This is a genomic window from Nonomuraea sp. ZG12, assembly GCF_052068115.1.
Taxonomy (GTDB): domain Bacteria; phylum Actinomycetota; class Actinomycetes; order Streptosporangiales; family Streptosporangiaceae; genus Nonomuraea.
The window spans coordinates 39310-55254 of sequence record NZ_JBQHCW010000032.1 but is presented as its reverse complement, the minus strand read 5'-3'; the positions used below and the strand labels follow the sequence as shown (position 1 = coordinate 55254).

The 15945-nt window shown below is 70.0% G+C and carries 15 protein-coding genes; 5 read left to right on the top strand and 10 right to left on the bottom strand.

Annotated elements, in window-relative coordinates:
* Positions 1 to 22: 22 nt before the first annotated feature.
* Both lpdA and ACTMTF_RS43885 read right to left on the bottom strand, forming a co-directional pair.
* Positions 23 to 1402: a dihydrolipoyl dehydrogenase gene (gene lpdA, locus ACTMTF_RS43890; RefSeq protein WP_441116018.1), complete on the bottom strand. Its 1380-nt coding sequence runs from the start codon at positions 1400 to 1402 to the stop codon at positions 23 to 25.
* A gap of 52 nt (positions 1403 to 1454) precedes the next feature.
* The gene (locus ACTMTF_RS43885; protein WP_441116017.1) at positions 1455 to 1829 is read right to left on the bottom strand and encodes a tautomerase family protein; all 375 of its coding nucleotides are present in this window, start codon (positions 1827 to 1829) and stop codon (positions 1455 to 1457) included.
* Between the two features lie 18 nt (positions 1830 to 1847).
* On the opposite strand from ACTMTF_RS43885, the gene ACTMTF_RS43880 reads away from it, so the two are divergent.
* The 3 genes from ACTMTF_RS43880 (at position 1848) to recD2 (ending at position 5801) form a co-directional block, all read left to right on the top strand.
* A complete protein-coding gene (locus ACTMTF_RS43880; protein WP_441116016.1) occupies positions 1848 to 2498 on the top strand; it encodes a response regulator in 651 nt (216 codons plus the stop codon).
* Positions 2499 to 2504: 6 nt separating this feature from the next.
* Positions 2505 to 3557: a quinone-dependent dihydroorotate dehydrogenase gene (locus tag ACTMTF_RS43875; protein ID WP_441116015.1), complete on the top strand. Its 1053-nt coding sequence runs from the start codon at positions 2505 to 2507 to the stop codon at positions 3555 to 3557.
* Positions 3558 to 3635: 78 nt separating this feature from the next.
* The gene (recD2, locus tag ACTMTF_RS43870) at positions 3636 to 5801 is read left to right on the top strand and encodes an SF1B family DNA helicase RecD2 (RefSeq protein ID WP_441116014.1); all 2166 of its coding nucleotides are present in this window, start codon (positions 3636 to 3638) and stop codon (positions 5799 to 5801) included.
* A gap of 46 nt (positions 5802 to 5847) precedes the next feature.
* Here the strand turns inward: recD2 and ACTMTF_RS43865 are convergent, their stop codons facing one another.
* The 6 genes from ACTMTF_RS43865 to ACTMTF_RS43840 all read right to left on the bottom strand — a co-directional run bounded on the left by ACTMTF_RS43865 (position 5848) and on the right by ACTMTF_RS43840 (position 11686).
* A complete protein-coding gene (locus tag ACTMTF_RS43865) occupies positions 5848 to 7440 on the bottom strand; it encodes a beta-N-acetylhexosaminidase (protein WP_441116013.1) in 1593 nt (530 codons plus the stop codon).
* Complete coding sequence (locus tag ACTMTF_RS43860) at positions 7437 to 8312, bottom strand: N-acetylmuramoyl-L-alanine amidase (protein WP_441116012.1); 876 nt, start codon at positions 8310 to 8312, stop codon at positions 7437 to 7439. The genes ACTMTF_RS43865 and ACTMTF_RS43860 overlap by 4 nt, the downstream gene beginning before the upstream one ends.
* Positions 8313 to 8420: 108 nt before the next feature.
* Complete coding sequence (locus ACTMTF_RS43855) at positions 8421 to 8669, bottom strand: hypothetical protein (protein ID WP_049572779.1); 249 nt, start codon at positions 8667 to 8669, stop codon at positions 8421 to 8423.
* Positions 8670 to 8789: 120 nt separating this feature from the next.
* Complete coding sequence (locus tag ACTMTF_RS43850; RefSeq protein ID WP_441116011.1) at positions 8790 to 9839, bottom strand: LacI family DNA-binding transcriptional regulator; 1050 nt, start codon at positions 9837 to 9839, stop codon at positions 8790 to 8792.
* 456 nt (positions 9840 to 10295) lie between these two features.
* A complete protein-coding gene (gene bldC / locus ACTMTF_RS43845; RefSeq protein ID WP_013133571.1) occupies positions 10296 to 10499 on the bottom strand; it encodes a developmental transcriptional regulator BldC in 204 nt (67 codons plus the stop codon).
* Between the two features lie 323 nt (positions 10500 to 10822).
* Positions 10823 to 11686, bottom strand: coding sequence for a hypothetical protein (locus ACTMTF_RS43840; protein WP_441116010.1), 864 nt, complete (start codon positions 11684 to 11686; stop codon positions 10823 to 10825).
* Positions 11687 to 11790: 104 nt separating this feature from the next.
* Between ACTMTF_RS43840 and ACTMTF_RS43835 the strand changes: the two genes are divergently transcribed.
* Positions 11791 to 12870: a Glu/Leu/Phe/Val family dehydrogenase gene (locus ACTMTF_RS43835; RefSeq protein ID WP_441116009.1), complete on the top strand. Its 1080-nt coding sequence runs from the start codon at positions 11791 to 11793 to the stop codon at positions 12868 to 12870.
* A 152-nt stretch (positions 12871 to 13022) separates the two neighbouring features.
* Positions 13023 to 13253 (top strand): DUF3073 domain-containing protein, encoded by a 231-nt coding sequence (locus ACTMTF_RS43830; protein WP_397017053.1) that lies wholly within the window; start codon positions 13023 to 13025, stop codon positions 13251 to 13253.
* A 98-nt stretch (positions 13254 to 13351) separates the two neighbouring features.
* Here ACTMTF_RS43830 and purM read toward each other — a convergent pair whose 3' ends face one another.
* Complete coding sequence (gene purM / locus ACTMTF_RS43825) at positions 13352 to 14377, bottom strand: phosphoribosylformylglycinamidine cyclo-ligase (RefSeq protein ID WP_441116008.1); 1026 nt, start codon at positions 14375 to 14377, stop codon at positions 13352 to 13354.
* Entirely contained in the window at positions 14374 to 15810 is a 1437-nt protein-coding gene (gene purF / locus ACTMTF_RS43820; RefSeq protein WP_441116007.1) for an amidophosphoribosyltransferase, read from the bottom strand. The genes purM and purF overlap by 4 nt, the downstream gene beginning before the upstream one ends.
* Between the last annotated feature and the right edge of the window lie 135 nt (positions 15811 to 15945).

The window sequence follows — 15945 nt, the reverse complement described above, 5'->3', positions numbered from 1 at the left end:
CTGATCTCCGCGGCGGCTCCTGTCACATGTTGATCATGTGGCCGGCCAGGCCGTGGATCGCCTCCTTGACCGCTTCGCCGAGGGTCGGGTGGGCGTGCACGTTACGGCCGACCTCGTGCACCGTGAGGTCCCACTGCTGGGCCAGCGTCAGCTCGGGCAGCAGCTCGGTGACCTCGGGGCCGATCAGGTGGGCGCCGAGCAGCTCGCCGTGCTCGCCGTCGCTGAGGATCTTGACGAAGCCGTTCGGGTCGCCCAGGCCGTGCGCCTTGCCGTTGGCGGTGAACGGGAACTTGATCACCTTGACGTCATAGCCCAGGTCGCGGGCCTGCGCCTCGGTGTGCCCGAAGCTGGCCACCTGCGGCTGGCAGTAGGTGGCGCGCGGGATCATGACGTAGTCGAGCTCCATGGTCTCGGCCCCCGCGATGGTCTCCGCGGCGATGACGCCCATCGCCTCCGCGGCGTGGGCCAGCATGAGCTTGGCGGTGACGTCGCCGATCGCGAAGATGTGCGGCACGTTGGTGCGCAGCCGGCCGTCGACCGCGATGGCGCCCCGGTCGGTGAGGGCGACGCCGGTCTTCTCCAGGCCGTAGCCGTCGACCCGCGGCTGGAAGCCGATCGCCTGCAGCACCTTGCCGGCCTCGAGCACCTGCTGCTGCCCGTCACGGGAGACGGTCACCTTGACCGAGGAGCCGTTGTCCTCGATGTTCTCGACGCGGGTGGAGGTGAGCACCTCGATGCCGAGCCGCTTGTAGCGCTTGGCCAGCTCGGCGGAGACCTCCACGTCCTCCAGGGGCACGATCCGGTCGAGGAACTCCACGATCGTCACCTTGACGCCGTAGTTGTGCAGCACGTACGCGAACTCCACGCCGATCGCGCCCGCGCCCGCGATGATGATGCTCTCCGGCAGCTCCTCGCTGAGGATCTGCTCTTCGTACGTCACCACGCGGTCCGACAGCGACGTGCCGGGGATCAGCCTGGTGGTGGCGCCGGTGGCGATGATGCAGTTGTCGAAGGTGATCGTCTCGTCGTTCACCTGCAGCGTGTTGGCGTCAAGGAAGGTGCCGCGGCCGTCGTACTCCTTGATGGAGTTCTTCTTCATCAGGTAGTGGATGCCCTTGACCCGGCCGTCCGCCACCTTGCGGCTGCGCGTGAACGCCGCGCCGTAGTCGAAGGTGACCTCGCCGTTGATGCCGAAGGTCTTGGCCTCATGGTTGAAGATGTGGGCGAGCTCGGCGTTGCGCAGGAGAGCCTTGGACGGGATGCAGCCCACGTTCAGGCAGACGCCACCCCAGTATTTCTCCTCGATGACCGCTGCGCGCAGGCCGAGCTGGGCGGCGCGGACCGCTGCCGTGTATCCCCCCGGACCCGCGCCGAGAACGACGACGTCATAGTGAGTGCTCATGAGTCGGACCATACCGCTCGTCCAGGTGCGCCCCTGACCCTCACCCCTGTGGCTAGACCTCCACGTTGTACGGCAAGCTCAACTCCTCTGCCGGAACGCCGCGAATCCCCCAGTTCGTCTTCGGCATCTCGATGATCGTGATCTCCACGTCGTCGGCCGGGTAGGGGAGGGTCTCGTAGATCGTCCGGATCAGTGTGCGCTTGGCGTAATCGCTGCGGCCGGTGAAACAGACCACCTCGATGATCAGGTAGCCCTCGCCGCGCTGCGGGCAGATGAGGTCGTCGGCGTCCAGCAGCAGGAACCGGTGGAACCTCTTGTCCTCCGGCAACTCCCAGGCGCTGACGAGGCAGGAGTGGAGCAGATCCGACACCTCTCGCTGCCGCCCCGCCCACACGTCACGCCGCCCGTAAACCTTCACCTGAGCCATGTCGGCCACTATAGACAGGTGATTCGCATACTGCTCGCCGACGACGAAGCCATGATCCGCGCCGGGATCCGGGCCATCCTGACCTCGGATCCGGAGCTCGACGTGGCCGCCGAGGCCGCCGACGGGCGGGAGGCGGTCGACCTGGCCATCAGCCACCACCCCGACGTGGCGCTCCTGGACATCCGGATGCCCCGGCTCGACGGGCTCGCGGCGGCGGCCGAGATCCGCCGGGCCGCGCCGGGGGTGGCCGTGGTGATGCTGACCACATTCGGCGAGGACGACTACATCGCCAAGGCGCTCGATGTGGGGGCGAGCGGATTCCTGCTCAAGTCGGGCGATCCGCGCGAGCTCATCGCCGGCGTGCACGCCGTCGCGGACGGCGCCGCCTACCTGTCGCCCAAGGTCGCCCAGCGCGTCATCAGCCGGCTCGCCGGCGGGCGCATGGCACGCGGCGCCGCCGCCCGCGACCGCATCGAGGGCCTCACCGAGCGCGAGCGCGAGGTGCTCGCCCTCGTCGGCGCCGGACTGTCCAACGCGGAGATCGCCCGGCGGCTGCACATCGTGGAAGGCACCGTGAAGGCGTATGTCAGCACCATCCTCACCCGGCTCGACGTGCGCAACCGCGTCCAGGCCGCGATCGTCGCCCATGAAGCCGGATTGGTAGCCTGACCTGTGATGTATCGCCTCCTGTTCATGTGGGTCCTGCGGCGGTTCGACGCCGAGACCGTGCACCACCGGACCGTCAGGGCCTTCGCGCTGCTCGCCAGGCTGCCCCTGCTCAAGCGACTCCTGCACCGGATGTTCGCCCCGCACGACCCCATCCTGCGGGTGAGCGCCTTCGGCGTGCACTTCCCCGGCCCGCTCGGGCTGGCCGCCGGGTTCGACAAGGACGCCGCGTGCGCGGAAGGGATCGCCGCGCTGGGTTTCGCGCACGTCGAGGTCGGCACCATCACCGCGCACGCCCAGCCGGGCAACCCCCGGCCCCGGCTGTTCCGGCTGGTGCCGGAGCGGGCGGTCGTCAACCGGATGGGGTTCAACAACGCCGGGGCCGCCGCCGCCGCACGCAGGCTGCGCCGGACCCGCGGGGTGCCGGTCGTGGTGGGCGTCAACATCGGCAAGACCAAGGTGGTGCCCGAGTCCGAGGCCGTCGCCGACTACGTGGCGAGCGCCAGGAAGCTCGCGCCGCTGGCCGACTACCTCGTCGTCAACGTCAGCTCACCCAACACGCCCGGCCTGCGCGACCTGCAGGCCGTCTCGCTGCTGCGGCCGCTGCTGACGGCGGTCAAGGAGGTCGCCGACGGCACCCCCCGCCGCACCCCGCTGCTCGTCAAGATCGCCCCGGACCTGGCGGACGAGGACGTCGACGCCGTCGCCGCGCTGGCCCTGGAGCTCGGGCTCGACGGGATCATCGCCACCAACACCACGATCAAGCACGCCGGCGAGACCGGTGGCCTGTCCGGCCGCCCGCTCAAGGCCCGCTCCCTCGACGTGCTGCGCCGCCTGCGCGCCAAGGTGGGCGACCGCATCGTGCTGGTGTCGGTCGGCGGCGTGGAGGACGTGGACGACGTCTGGGAGCGCCTGCTGGCCGGAGCGACCCTCGTGCAGGGCTACACCGGCTGGATCTACGGCGGGCCGCTGTGGGCCGCGCGCATCCACCGGCAGCTGGCCCGCCGCGCCCGCCGGCACCGCCTGTCCTCCGTCACCGACATCATCGGCCGCACGGCATAGGCGGGGTGCGGCGCGGGACTGTCGTAGCGGGGAGTTAGTGTCCGTGCGTCGGATGCCGGCGATGGCGGGGAGTTCAGCGTGACGGCGCTCGCGAGACCGGAGCAGGCGGAGGTGGAGGCCTCCGTCGAGCAGCTCGTGCACGTCGGCGAGGACGACTACACCGTGGCCCGGATGAGCTCCGACGACGCGGGGGCGTTCGTCGCCTCCGGGCGGGCGCTCGGGGGAGCGCAGCCGGGGGAGCGGCTCCTGCTGTCCGGCGAATGGGGCGAGCACCCCCGCTACGGCGGCCGGCTGCTGGTCAAAAGGTGCGAGCGGGTGGCGCCGTCCTCCGTCCGCGCCATCACCCTCTACCTGGGGTCCGGGCTGATCCGAGGCGTGGGGCCCCGGCTGGCGCACGCCATCGTCAGCCACTTCGGCGAGCGGACGCTCAAGGTCATCGACGCCGAGCCGGAGCGCCTGCGTGAGGTCGTCAACATCGGCGCCATCCGGCAGGCGCAGATCGTCGAGGCGTGGGCCGAGCAGAAGGCCGTCGCCGAGCTGATGGTCGCCCTGCAGGGATACGGCGTCAGCCCCCTGCTCGCCACCAAGATCTATCAGTCGTACGGTCACGACGCGCTGCGTGTCCTGACCACCGACCCCTACCAGCTGGTGGGCCGGGTGCGGGGGATCGCCTTCCACACCGCCGACCGCATCGCGCTGCGTTCCGGGGTGCCGGCGAGCAGCAGACAGCGGATCATGGCGGCGGTCGTGGACCGGCTGGAGGCGGCGGCGGCCGGCGGCGGCCACTGCTTCGTCGCGCTGCGGGCCCTCGTCGCCCAGGTGTCGGCCCTGGTCGAGCAGGATGAGGAGCCGATCCGGCGGGCCATCGACGCCCTCCACGCCGAGCGCCGGGTGGTCGTGGAGGCGTCCATGGCCGACGCGAGCCAGACGGTCGTCTACGGCAAGCCGGAGCACAGCCGCGAGGTCGCGCTGGCCACGCAGCTGGCCCGGCTCCTCCACGCCCGCTCGACGCTGCGGCTACGGCCCTTCGCGGAGGACCAGCGGCTGCACGAGGACCAGCGCGCCGCCGTCAACCTGGTGCTGACCAGCACCGTGTCCGTGCTGACGGGCGGCCCCGGCTGCGGCAAGAGCCACACCGTCGCCGCCATCGCCGCCACGGTGCGGGCGATGGGCGGCAGGGTGACGCTGACCGCGCCGACGGGCAAGGCGGCCAAGCGCCTGTCGGAGCTCACCGGCCTGCCCGCGATGACCGTCCACCGGATGCTCGCCCGGCAGCCCGACCTGGAGGACGGCATGCTGTTCCAGGAGGTCCCCGCCGAGGCCGATCTCATCGTGGTGGACGAGGCGTCCATGCTGGACCTGCAGCTGGCCACCCGGCTGACGGCCGCCGTCCCGTCCGGCAGCCACCTGCTGCTCGTCGGCGACAGCGACCAGCTGCCCAGCATCGGGCCCGGCAGGGTGCTGGCCGACGTGCTCAGCGTGGCGGAGATCCCGCGCATCCGGCTGACGCACATCTTCCGGCAGGCGCAGGACAGCGGCATCGTGCAGGCCGCCCACCGCATCCGCGGCGGCGAGCTGCCGTACCTGCCGGGCGGGGGCGGCTTCTGGTTCGAGGAGCTGGACGATCCGGCCGTCGTGGCCGAGCGGGTGATCCACCTGGCGACGGAGGCGATCCCCAGAAAGCAGGGCGTCCGCCCCGAGCAGGTCCAGGTCCTGTGCCCGATGCGCAAGGGCGAGACCGGCACCATCGAGCTCGGCCGCAGACTCCAGGACCGCCTCAACCCGCACAGGGACGACGTCGACGAGCATTGGTACGGCTCCACGGTCTTCCGGGTCGGCGACCGGGTGATGTCCATCCGCAACAACTATGACAAGGGCGTCTTCAACGGCGAGATAGCCACCGTCACCGGGATCGACCCGAGAGACCGGCTGGTGGATCTCCTGACGGACGACGCCCACAAGGTCCAGTACGCCTTCGACGAGCTGGACGAGCTCACCCACGCCTACGCCATCAGTGTCCATCGCTCCCAGGGCAGCGAATACCCCTTCGTCGTCGCCCCCATCGTCGCCGAATCGGGCGGCATCATGCTCCGCCGCCGCCTTCTCTACACCCTCATCACCCGGGCCAGGACCTGGGTCGTCCTGGTCGGGCAACGCGAAGCCCTGGAGCTCGCCGTACGCCGCCTGGGCGACCGGCGGAACACCGCCCTCCCGCAGCGCCTGACCCTGTTGACGGACCCCTGACCGGCACAGGGACCAGCACAGAGATCAGCACAGGGACCAGCACAGATCAGACGCTCGGGCGGGTCGACTCCGCGTCGTGGGTCATCTCGTCGATGCGGGACATCACCGCCGACACGTCGTTCAGCCCCGGCCGGTGGGGGCGGCGGCGCTGCCAGGGCCGGGGGCCCGCCGGAGGCCGGTACTCCACGCCGAGCGCGTCCAGCCTGCCCAGGTGGGCGTCGAGCCGCCCGTCGAAGTCGTCACGCGGCCCCCAGGCGATCTCGGCGACCGCGCAGGCGCGCGGCCACAGCCGGTAGTCCATGGTGCGGGCGTCCGGCACGCGTTCGGTCCAGAGCTGGGCCTGCGCGCCCAGGACGTGGGATCGCTCGCCGGGGGACCAGTCGCCGGGGGCGGGGTCGAAGGCGGCCACGTCGGCGACGGTGATGGTCTCGCCGATCGCCATCGGCTCGTCGGCGGAGGCCGCCTCGGCGTAGTCGAAGTAGAGCGGGAAGACGGCGGTGGCGACCACGTCGTGGCCCGCGGCGGCGGCGCGGCGGCCGACGTTCATGCCGCGCCAGGGCATCACGACGGTGTCCTGCCTGAGGCCGCCGCTGACGAACGCCTCGTCCCAGACCACGGCGCGGGAGCCCCGCTCGGCCAGCGCGTCGGCGAGCTGCCGCAGGAACCACGCCTGCAGGTCGTTGGACGTGGCCAGGCCGAGGGAGTCGCGGTAGGCGACGATCTCGGGGGAGGACGTCCACCGGTCCAGCACGACCTCGTCGCCGCCGATGTGCACGTACGGGGTGTCGCCGAGGGCTTCGAGGAGCTCGTCGAAGATCGTGGTGAGGAACTCGATGGTGGACGGGAACGGCGACAGGATGGCGGGGGAGATGCCCCAGCGCTCCATCACCTGGTGAGGCTCGTCCGTGACGCCGAGCGACGGGTAGGCGGCCAGGATCGCCGACGCGTGGCCGGGCACGTCGATCTCGGGGACGATCGTGACGGCGCGGGCGCGGGCGTAGTCGGCGAGCTCGGCCAGGTCGGCGAGGGTGTAGTAGCCGCCGTGCGGGACGCCGTCGTAGGCCTCGTCCTCGCGGTAGAAGTGGACGGCGGTGCGCGGCCGGTGGGAGGCGACCTCGTGCAGCAGGGGATAGGCCCTGCTCTCCACCCGCCACCCCTGGTCGTCTGCCAGGTGCAGGTGCAGGTGGTTGAGCTTGTGCACGGCCATCAGGTCGATCAGCCGCATGACCTCCCGCCTGGGGAAGAAGTGCCTGGCCACGTCGAGGTGCAGGCCGCGCCACGGGAAGCGGGGCGAGTCCTCGATCCGGACGCCGGGCACGGTCCACGATCCCCGCGCGGTGACGCGGTAGGAGGCGTCGGGCAGGAGCTGGTGCAGCGACTGGGCGGCGTAGAAGGCGCCCGCCGGGCCGCCCGCGGTGATCTCGATCCCGCGCGAGCCTGCGATCAGCCGGTAGGCCTCGGCGCCGAGCGCCGGATCGTGCCTGGTGGTGATCGCGCCGTCGTCGCCCGGCCGTAGGTCGAGCATCGGCAGCGCGGTCCGGATCGGCTCGACCAGAGTGTCGGGCCCGGAGATGGTGGAGCCTGCGGCCAGGTCGTAGGAGCCGGACAGCGGATTGAGCACCTTCGGGCGAGGAATCATGATTGGAGATACTGCTGCAAACCGTTGGCCAAAGCCAGTGCGATCTTCTGCCGGAAGCGCGGGTCCTGGAACTTGGCCGCCTCGGTCGGGTTCTTCATGTTGCCGGCCTCAAGGAAGATCTTCGGCACGGTCGAGAGGTTGAGCCCGCCCAGGTCGTCGCGGTAGTCGAGGGCCTTGTTGCCGATGTAGGTGGAGTAGGGCAGGCCGGTGCCCTTGCGGAAGGCGTCGCGTACGGTCTTGCCGAGCCTGCTGGAGGCGTTCACCACCGGGTCCACCGGGCCGTTGATCTTCTTCGGCATGATGATGTGGAAGCCGCGGTTGTGGGTCGCCGAGCCGTCGGCGTGGACCGAGATCGCGGCGTCGGCCTTGTTGCGGTTGCCGATGGCGGCCCGCTTGGTGATGCACGGTCCCACGCCGGTGTTGTTGGACCTGGTCAGCTTGACCGTGGCCCCCCGGCTCTTGAGGATCTTGGCGAGCCGGGTGGAGACGTCCCAGGTGAAGGCCGCCTCGGAGTAGCCGTTGGCGGTGGCGGTGCCGGTGGTGTCGCAGGCCTTCCACTTCGTCAGCACGTTGACCTGACGGTTGATGGCCTTCGGATCGCGGAAGTTGCCTCCGTTGTGGCCGGGGTCGATGACCACGACCTTGCCGTCGAGCGGCACGGCCGCGGGCTCGTCGGCGGCCGGCGCGGGCCTGGAGGCCGCGCCGGTGCCGTCGGCCTGCGGCTTGGCGGTGTGTCCTGTCGATGCGCCGCCGGCTCGCGCCGTGGCCTGCTCGACGGCCTGGCCTGCCGTGGACCCGCTGGAGGCGGCGCCGCCGCACGCGCAGACGATCAGGCCGCAGGCGGCGAGGACGGAGGCTGGTAGAGCACGCATGGGCTCCAACTTACGTCAAGCCGCCTCCGGACTCCGGCGAACGCGCCGAACGGGCACACCGCGCCCCGGCGGGCGAACGCCCCCACAGGCGGGCGAACGCGGCGGCCCCTACCAGACGTGCTCGCCGACTTCCTGACGCTGGAGCAGCGCGGCCAGTTCCCGCGCGTCCTCGGCGTCGAGGCCGAGCACGACGCGGGGGCGGCCCCACGGGTGGTCGAGGGAGTGGGCGACGTAGCTGGCGACGGACTCGGCGCCGACGTCGGTTCCCCTCCCTCGTCCGGCCCGCCACTGCGCCCAGGCGCGTTCGAGCTCGGCCGCGGCGCGCTGGGCACACGACACCAGTTCTGGATCACGCATGGCTGTCCCCCCGGATCAGATCGTGGCCGGATCGAATCCGGCCACAACTAGCATGACCCTGGTGAGTAAACCGCCGTGCGGCGGTGTCGCGAAGCATGTTGACCCAGCCTTGGCCTGCTCTTAGGCCCGTCCCGTGCTGCGGCGCACGATCAGTTCCGGAGTCACCTCACGCAGGCGGGCGGGTGTGGTGGGGTTGGTGATCCGGTCGCTCAGCAGTGCGGCGGCCGTCCTGCCCATGGTGCGGCGCGGCTGGTCGACGGAGGTCAGCGAGATACGGCCGGACGCCGACAGATGGGTGTTGTCGTAGCCGACCACCGACAGGTCCTCCGGCACGCGCAGGCCCAGGTGGTCGGCGGCCGACAGCACGCCGAGCGCCACCACGTCGTTGGCGGCGAAGATCGCCGTGGGCCTGGGCTCGCGGGTCAGCAGGGCGAGCGCCGCGTCCCTGCCGCCGCTCTCGGTCGAGTCCGCGGCCTCGACCATGATGTACGGCGCGAGCGAGTGCCTGCGCATGGCCACGAGGTAGCCCTCGCAGCGGGAGGGCCGCGCGCCCTCGATGTGCGCGATGCGCTTGTGGCCGGACTCGACCAGGTGGTCGATGGCCAGCCGGGCGCCGAGCTGGTCGTCGTCGACGACGATGTCGACGCTCTCCAGCTCGATGTCACGTTCCCCTACGACGACCGTCGGGGTGTAGGCGGTGGCCTCGATGAGCGTCTCGTTGGTCGGCGCGATGCCTAACAGGACCAGTCCGTCGACCCTGAGCTCGAGGAAGGCCTCCACGGCCTCGTCCTCGAAGGCGGGGTCCCACTGGCTGTTCCCGATCAGCATGCGAAGGCCGTCGCCGTGCAGGCTCTCCTGCAGCCCGTCGAGGAACTCCGCGTAGAAGGGATTGTGCAGGTCGGCGACGAGCGCTCCGATGAGGTGGGTGCGCCCTTCGACGAGGCTGCGCGCCACCGCGTTCGGCCGGTAGCCGAGCTCGCGGGCGGCTTGCAGCACGGCCTGGCGCCTGTGCTCACTCACGTGTGGGGATCCGCGCAGCACGAGTGAGACCAGCGATTTGGAGACGCCGGCTCGTTCGGCGACGTTGCGGATGGTGGGGCGTGGCCGAGGCAGCGTGTCTACCTCTCTCAGCTTGGTGATGGTTGAAGTCTTGACTGGCGGACCTGACATGTGTCTCCCCCGCGATGCGAAGTTGGGCACCTGTCTCACCAAACGATCGAGTTCGCCGCAGGGTACGGCCTGAAATGAGGGAGGCCGGTAATCGGTCGATCGCCGCGACGACTTGCATGTGCGATCACCGGTAGGTCGGCACGGTGGGCCTCGGGCTCATGCTGGAGAGCAGCCGAGTGGCGCACGACGCTGAGGTCGTGGATCGCTCCCGAGGAGGCGGCGGGGACGGCGAGCGGACGCTGATCGCGTCGTTCGGCGTGGCGGCCGGCTACGACACCGAGGTCAACCGGCTGGAGGCGCTGAGTCGGCCGTGTCACGGTCGGTGCTGTCAAGAAGAATGGCGCCGGGCGGGCGACGCCAACTCCCCTTGCGACGTTGTGTCGTCACAGGGGTGGACCGGGTCGCGCCGACCTGGCCCACCGTTCAACCCCCCTGAGGTTCGTGACGACCCTGGCACTACTCCGAGCGCTGCTGCGGAATCCCCGCGAGCAGAGCGCGGACCTCGGTCTCCCGGTAACGCCGGTGACCGCCGAGGGTACGAATCGACGTCAACTTGCCCGCCTTGGCCCACCGGGTAACGGTCTTGGGGTCGACCCTGAACATGGTCGCGACCTCGGCGGGCGTGAGCAGTGGCTCGGCCTCGGGTGTACGAGCTGACATTTGTGCGGCCTCTCCTCCGTGTGGACCGGCTTCGCGATCCTGTGACTGCCTGTGCGCCTGTCACGGATGTCCCCCTATGGTCCAGAGCGTGCGGCTTTTCTGGGCCATATGCGGTATCACCCGATGTGACCATACAGCCACGCAGAGCGATTGGCGAGCCCTTCTTTCGACTCAACTGCCCGCCCCCATGGCGATGTCACGCTCGGTGATTCTAGCGACACGTTTCGTGGTATCGCAGTGAAAACGGCAAACTACTCAGTTCGCAGAAGAGTGCAGCCGCGAGTCGTGACCTACTCATGCAGGTCAGACGGTCGTATTGGGGTTCAGTTGGCAGATTCCAGAAGTTGCATTGACTTCCAGCGAAGGATGACCCTCTGATACATGGCGTAGGCAAGTTCTTCTTGACCCGTGTCCAGCCCTGTCAAAGCCGCCGAAAGCTCCGCGACGGACTGGTCCGCCTGCAACGCGCCGTCGTCCATGAGATGCACCAGGCCGCCGTAGTCGAGCTCGACCAGTGAGTGCGGATGAAACTCCTCCAGCCAGCGCGCGATGTCCTCGACGTCGAAGTTGGGCGTGGTCTCGCCCAGATGCCGGCGCATCACCTGCAGCGCCCGTGCCGCCCGCCGCCTGGCCTGCGCCATGGAGGTGACATAGATGAGGTTGCGCCCCGTGGCGGTGGTCACGTCCTGTCCGGGCGCGGCGGCGCCGAGCACCAGCCAGCGCTCGTTCCCGTCGAACGGCACGAACCACGACGGTGGCACGTGCCAGGCCGTGGTGCGGATGTGGGTGCGCAGCATCGAGGAGTCGCCCCTGCGCTTGAAACGGTCGAAGTCGTCGGCCGTCTGCTCGGCGATGGCATGAGGGACGAGATGGTCCATCAGCTTCGCGGGAGTGCTGCCGCGCAGCCGTGAGAACGCCAGCCACGAGCGCAACCGCGTCTGCCATGGGCAGACGTACAGTCTGTCCTCAACGCGCCGCAGGTAGGCGTTGGGGCTCTCCTGCGACGGAACGGGCTCTGGAGGCATGCCGAGCAGTCGCCTGAGCGACTCCGCGTGCTCGGCGTGCAGGGCGTTGGCGCGGCGTGGACGGTCGCGCGAATCGGCGTAGTCGGCCCAGACCTTGCGCTCAGACTCGGCGAACGCGGTCAGCGGCTCATAGACGCGGAGGTAGGCGGCATAGGGCAGCACGGAGGCATCGTGTCACGAAGCCAACCTGCCGCGCATCGCGCCTACTACGCTGGAAGGCGATCTCCGCCGCGAAGGTGCGGCGGACCGGACAGGGAGTCACTACCGTGACCGACGTCTTCAGTTCGTCCCACAAGGACGTTCACGAGCAGGTCGTGTTCTGCGCCGACGAGCAGAGCGGCCTGCGTGCCATCATCGCCGTCCACAGCACCGCACTGGGACCGGCGCTCGGCGGCACCAGGTTCTATCCGTATTCCGACGAGCACGCCGCACTGGCCGACGTGCTCAGCCTCGCCAAGGGCATGTCGTACAAGAACGCGCTGGCCGGGCTCGACCACGGCGGCGGCAAGGCCGTCATCATCGGCGACCCGGGCCGCGACAAGAGCGAGGCGCTGCTGCGCGCCTACGGCCGGTTCGTCCAGTCGCTCGGCGGGCGCTACATCACCGCCTGCGACGTCGGCACCTACAGCGAGGACATGGACCTCGTCGCCCGCGAGTCACGCTTCGTGACCGGCCGCACCCTTTCCCACGGCGGCGCCGGTGACTCCTCCATCCTCACCGCGTTCGGCGTCTTCCAGGGCATGCGCGCCTCGTCCGAGCGGGTCTTCGGCACGCCGTCGCTACGCGGCAGGCGGGTGGGCGTCGAGGGCGTGGGCAAGGTGGGCCACCGCCTGGTGGACCTGCTGCGCGAGGACGGCGCCGAGGTGGTGATCTGCGACGTCAGCGAGCAGGCCATCGAGCGCGTACGCCGGCGCCACCCGGAGGTCGACGTGGTGGCCGACGCGCAGGCCATGACAGGGGACGACATCGACGTCTTCGCCCCCTGCGCCCTGGGCGGCGCGCTCGACGAGGCCACCGTGGCCAGGTTGCGGGCCAGGATCGTCTGTGGCGCGGCCAACAACCAGCTCGCCCATTCCGGCGTCGAGAAGCAGCTCGACGAGCGTGGCATCCTCTACGCGCCTGACTACGTCGTCAACTCGGGCGGCGTGATCCAGGTTGCCGATGAGATCGGCGGATTCGTGATGGAACGGGCGCGCGCCAAGGCGGCCCAGATCTACGACACGACTCTGAAGATCTTCGGGATCGCCGCTGAGGAGGGAGTTCCTCCGGCGGTCGCAGCAGATAGGCTGGCCGAGCGCAGAATGTCGGAAGTAGGGCGTCTAAGGGGCATTTGGCTGGGCGGCTGACGCCCCGCGCCCATACGACGTACCGAGCTGGGCACAAAACAGGTACGGTAATAGGCGAACGATAGGCTGACGTCCATAGTCAGGGCGACGTCAGTGTGTGGTGCGTTAGCGACGAGGGGTCGGGGACGACCCCACACGAGGGGGTCGAGCCAATGGGGCGCGGCCGAGCAAAGGCCAAGCAGGTCAAGGTTGCTCGCCAGCTGAAGTACAACAGCGGTGGCACGGATCTTGACCGACTTCGCGACGAACTCGGGGTCGGCGAGCCCGACCATAACGACGACGCCGACGACATCAACGACGAGCTGGCGGATCGCTATGCCGATTACGCCGAGGGTTACGGCCCCGGAGACGACGACGATGATCGTACGTCCGGACGCCGCTAGCCGTTCTTCAGAGTGAGGATGGACACGCGCTCCGGCGCGGGTCCATCCGTTCAAGTGCGTCAGAGCCCCACGGGTGACCGTGGGGCTTTCGTCGTGTCCTAGCCGTACGTCGCTTCGCCGGCGCCCGGCACGATCTCGCCCAGGACCCACGCGGGCAGGCCCCGGCTCTTCAGCAGCCGGATCGACTCGTCGGCGACCTCGGCCGCGACGATCGCGGCCATGCCGACGCCCAGGTTGAAGGTGCGGTCGAGGTCCTTCTGCGCGATGCGGCCGTGACCGGCCAGCACCTCGAATATGGCGGGCGGAGTCCACGACGACCGGTCCAGCACGGCGCCGAGGTGACCCGGCAGCGAACGGGAGAGGTTGCTCTCCACGCCGCCGCCGGTGATGTGCGCGAAGGCGTGCACGTCGACCGAGCGGGCCAGCTCCAGGCAGTCGAGTGAGTAGATGCGGGTCGGCTCCAGCAGCTCCTCGGCCAGCGGCCGCCCCAGCTCCGGCAGCACCGTGTCAAGATCGAGCGAGGCGGTCTTGATCACATGGCGCACCAGGGAGTAGCCGTTGGAGTGGACGCCGGACGAGGCCAGGCCCAGCACCACGTCACCCTCCCGCACCCGGGAGGGGCCCAGCATCCGATCGGCCTCCACGACCCCGGTGCCCGCGCCCGCGAGGTCGTACTCGTCGGCGCCCATCGCGCCCGGGTGCTCGGCCGTCTCGCCGCCCACCAGCGCCGCGCCCGCCAGGCGGCAGCCCTCGGCCACCCCGCCGACGATCTCGGCGATCCGCTCGGGCACGACCTTGCCGCAGGCGATGTAGTCGGTCATGAACAGCGGCTCGGCCCCGCACACCACCAGGTCGTCCAGGACCATCCCGGCCAGGTCGATCCCGATCGTGTCGTGCTTGCCCCACCGCTGCGCCAGCATCACCTTCGTGCCGACGCCGTCGGTGGAGGTGGCCAGCAACGGCCGCTTGTACCGCAGCAGCGCCGAGGCGTCGAACAGCCCGGCGAAGCCGCTGTCGTCGTCGACCACCTCGGGCCGGCGCGAGCGGGCCACCTTGTCCTTCATCAACGCGACGGCACGCTCACCCGCCTCGATGTCCACACCAGCGGCCTCGTACGTACTCACGCCTTGCTCTCCAACACGAACTTGCCGACGTTGTCCTGGTCGATCGGAATGGGGTACGAGCCGTCGAAGCACGCCCGGCAGAGCCGATCCGCCGGGATGGTGGTGGCCTCGGTGAGCCCTTCGAGGGAGATGTAACCGAGGCTGTCGGCGCCCAGCGAGGCGCGGATCTCCTCGACCGAGAGCGAGCCCGCGATGAGCTCGGCCCTGGTGGCGAAGTCGATGCCGTAGAAACACGGCCACGACACGGGCGGCGAGGAGATGCGTACGTGAACCTCGCGTGCGCCCGCCTCGCGCAGCATCTTGACGATGGCGCGCTGGGTGTTGCCGCGCACGATCGAGTCGTCGACCACGACCAGGCGCTTGCCCTCGACGATCTCGCGCAGCGGGTTGAGCTTGAGCCGGATGCCGAGCTGGCGGATGGTCTGCGAGGGCTGGATGAACGTGCGGCCCACGTAGGAGTTCTTCACCAGGCCCTGGCCGTACGGGATCCCGCTCTCCTGGGCGTAGCCCACGGCGGCGGGGGTGCCGGACTCCGGTGTCGGGATGACCAGGTCGGCCTCGACGGGGTGCTCGCGGGCCAGGACCTTGCCCACCTCGACCCGGGTGACCTGGACGCCGCGCCCGGCGATGGTGGTGTCGGGACGCGCCAGATAGACGTACTCGAACAGACAGCCCTTGGGCTCGGCGAGCGCGAACCTGCGCGAGCGCACGCCGCGCTCGTCGATGGTGAGCATCTCGCCGGGCTCGACCTCGCGGGTGAAGGTGGCGCCCACGATGTCGAGCGCCGCCGTCTCGGAGGCGACGACCCAGCCCCGCTCCAGCCGGCCCAGGACCAGCGGGCGGATGCCCTGCGGGTCACGCGCCGCGTAGAGCGTCTTCTCGTCCATGAACACCAGGGTGTAGGCGCCCTTGACCTGCGGCAGCAGCTCGGCCGCGGAGTCCTCGATGGAACGGGTGCGATCCTGGGCCAGCAGTGCGGTGAGCACCTCGGTGTCGGTGGTCGCCCTGGTGGCGCCCGGAGCAAGGCGCTGGGCCAGCTCCGGAGTGTTGATCAGGTTGCCGTTGTGGGCGAGCGCGAGCCCGCCGACGTCGGTGGAGCTCAGCGTCGGCTGAGCGTTCTCCCACACGCTGGAGCCGGTCGTGGAGTAGCGGCAGTGCCCGACGGCCAGGTGGCCGCGCAGGGTGCCGAGCACCGACTCGTCGAAGACCTGGGCCACCAGGCCCATGTCCTTGTAGACGAGGATACGGCTGCCCTCGCTGACTGCGATGCCCGCGGACTCCTGGCCGCGGTGTTGCAACGCGTACAGCCCGTAGTAGGTGAGTTTGGAAACTTCCTCGCCTGGCGCCCAAACGCCGAAGACGCCACATGCGTCCTTCGGTGCGCGGTCTTCGGGGTCCAGGTCATGACCGAGTCGGCCGTCGCCCTTCAGCACGTACTTCAGTCTAGGTCGGCGTCTCTCGTGCTCGCACACCAGGGCCGAGATCAGGACGGATCGGGCGGCCCGCCGGCCCGGGCGCTGTGTACGGATCCGCCGCCGAGGGCGCTCTCCGGCGGGTGCGGCAGGCCC

Excerpts from the sequence above, each read along its gene's own strand:
- ACTMTF_RS43830 (WP_397017053.1), top strand. The coding sequence starts at position 13,023 with ATGGGGCGCGGCCGAGCAAAGGCCAAGCAGGTCAAGGTTGCTCGCCAG.
- ACTMTF_RS43860 (WP_441116012.1), bottom strand. The coding sequence starts at position 8,312 with ATGCGTGCTCTACCAGCCTCCGTCCTCGCCGCCTGCGGCCTGATCGTC.
- ACTMTF_RS43885 (WP_441116017.1), bottom strand. The coding sequence starts at position 1,829 with ATGGCTCAGGTGAAGGTTTACGGGCGGCGTGACGTGTGGGCGGGGCGG.
- ACTMTF_RS43865 (WP_441116013.1), bottom strand. The coding sequence starts at position 7,440 with ATGATTCCTCGCCCGAAGGTGCTCAATCCGCTGTCCGGCTCCTACGAC.
- ACTMTF_RS43850 (WP_441116011.1), bottom strand. The coding sequence starts at position 9,839 with ATGTCAGGTCCGCCAGTCAAGACTTCAACCATCACCAAGCTGAGAGAG.
- ACTMTF_RS43875 (WP_441116015.1), top strand. The coding sequence starts at position 2,505 with ATGTATCGCCTCCTGTTCATGTGGGTCCTGCGGCGGTTCGACGCCGAG.
- ACTMTF_RS43855 (WP_049572779.1), bottom strand. The coding sequence starts at position 8,669 with ATGCGTGATCCAGAACTGGTGTCGTGTGCCCAGCGCGCCGCGGCCGAG.
- bldC (WP_013133571.1), bottom strand. The coding sequence starts at position 10,499 with ATGTCAGCTCGTACACCCGAGGCCGAGCCACTGCTCACGCCCGCCGAG.
- lpdA (WP_441116018.1), bottom strand. The coding sequence starts at position 1,402 with ATGAGCACTCACTATGACGTCGTCGTTCTCGGCGCGGGTCCGGGGGGA.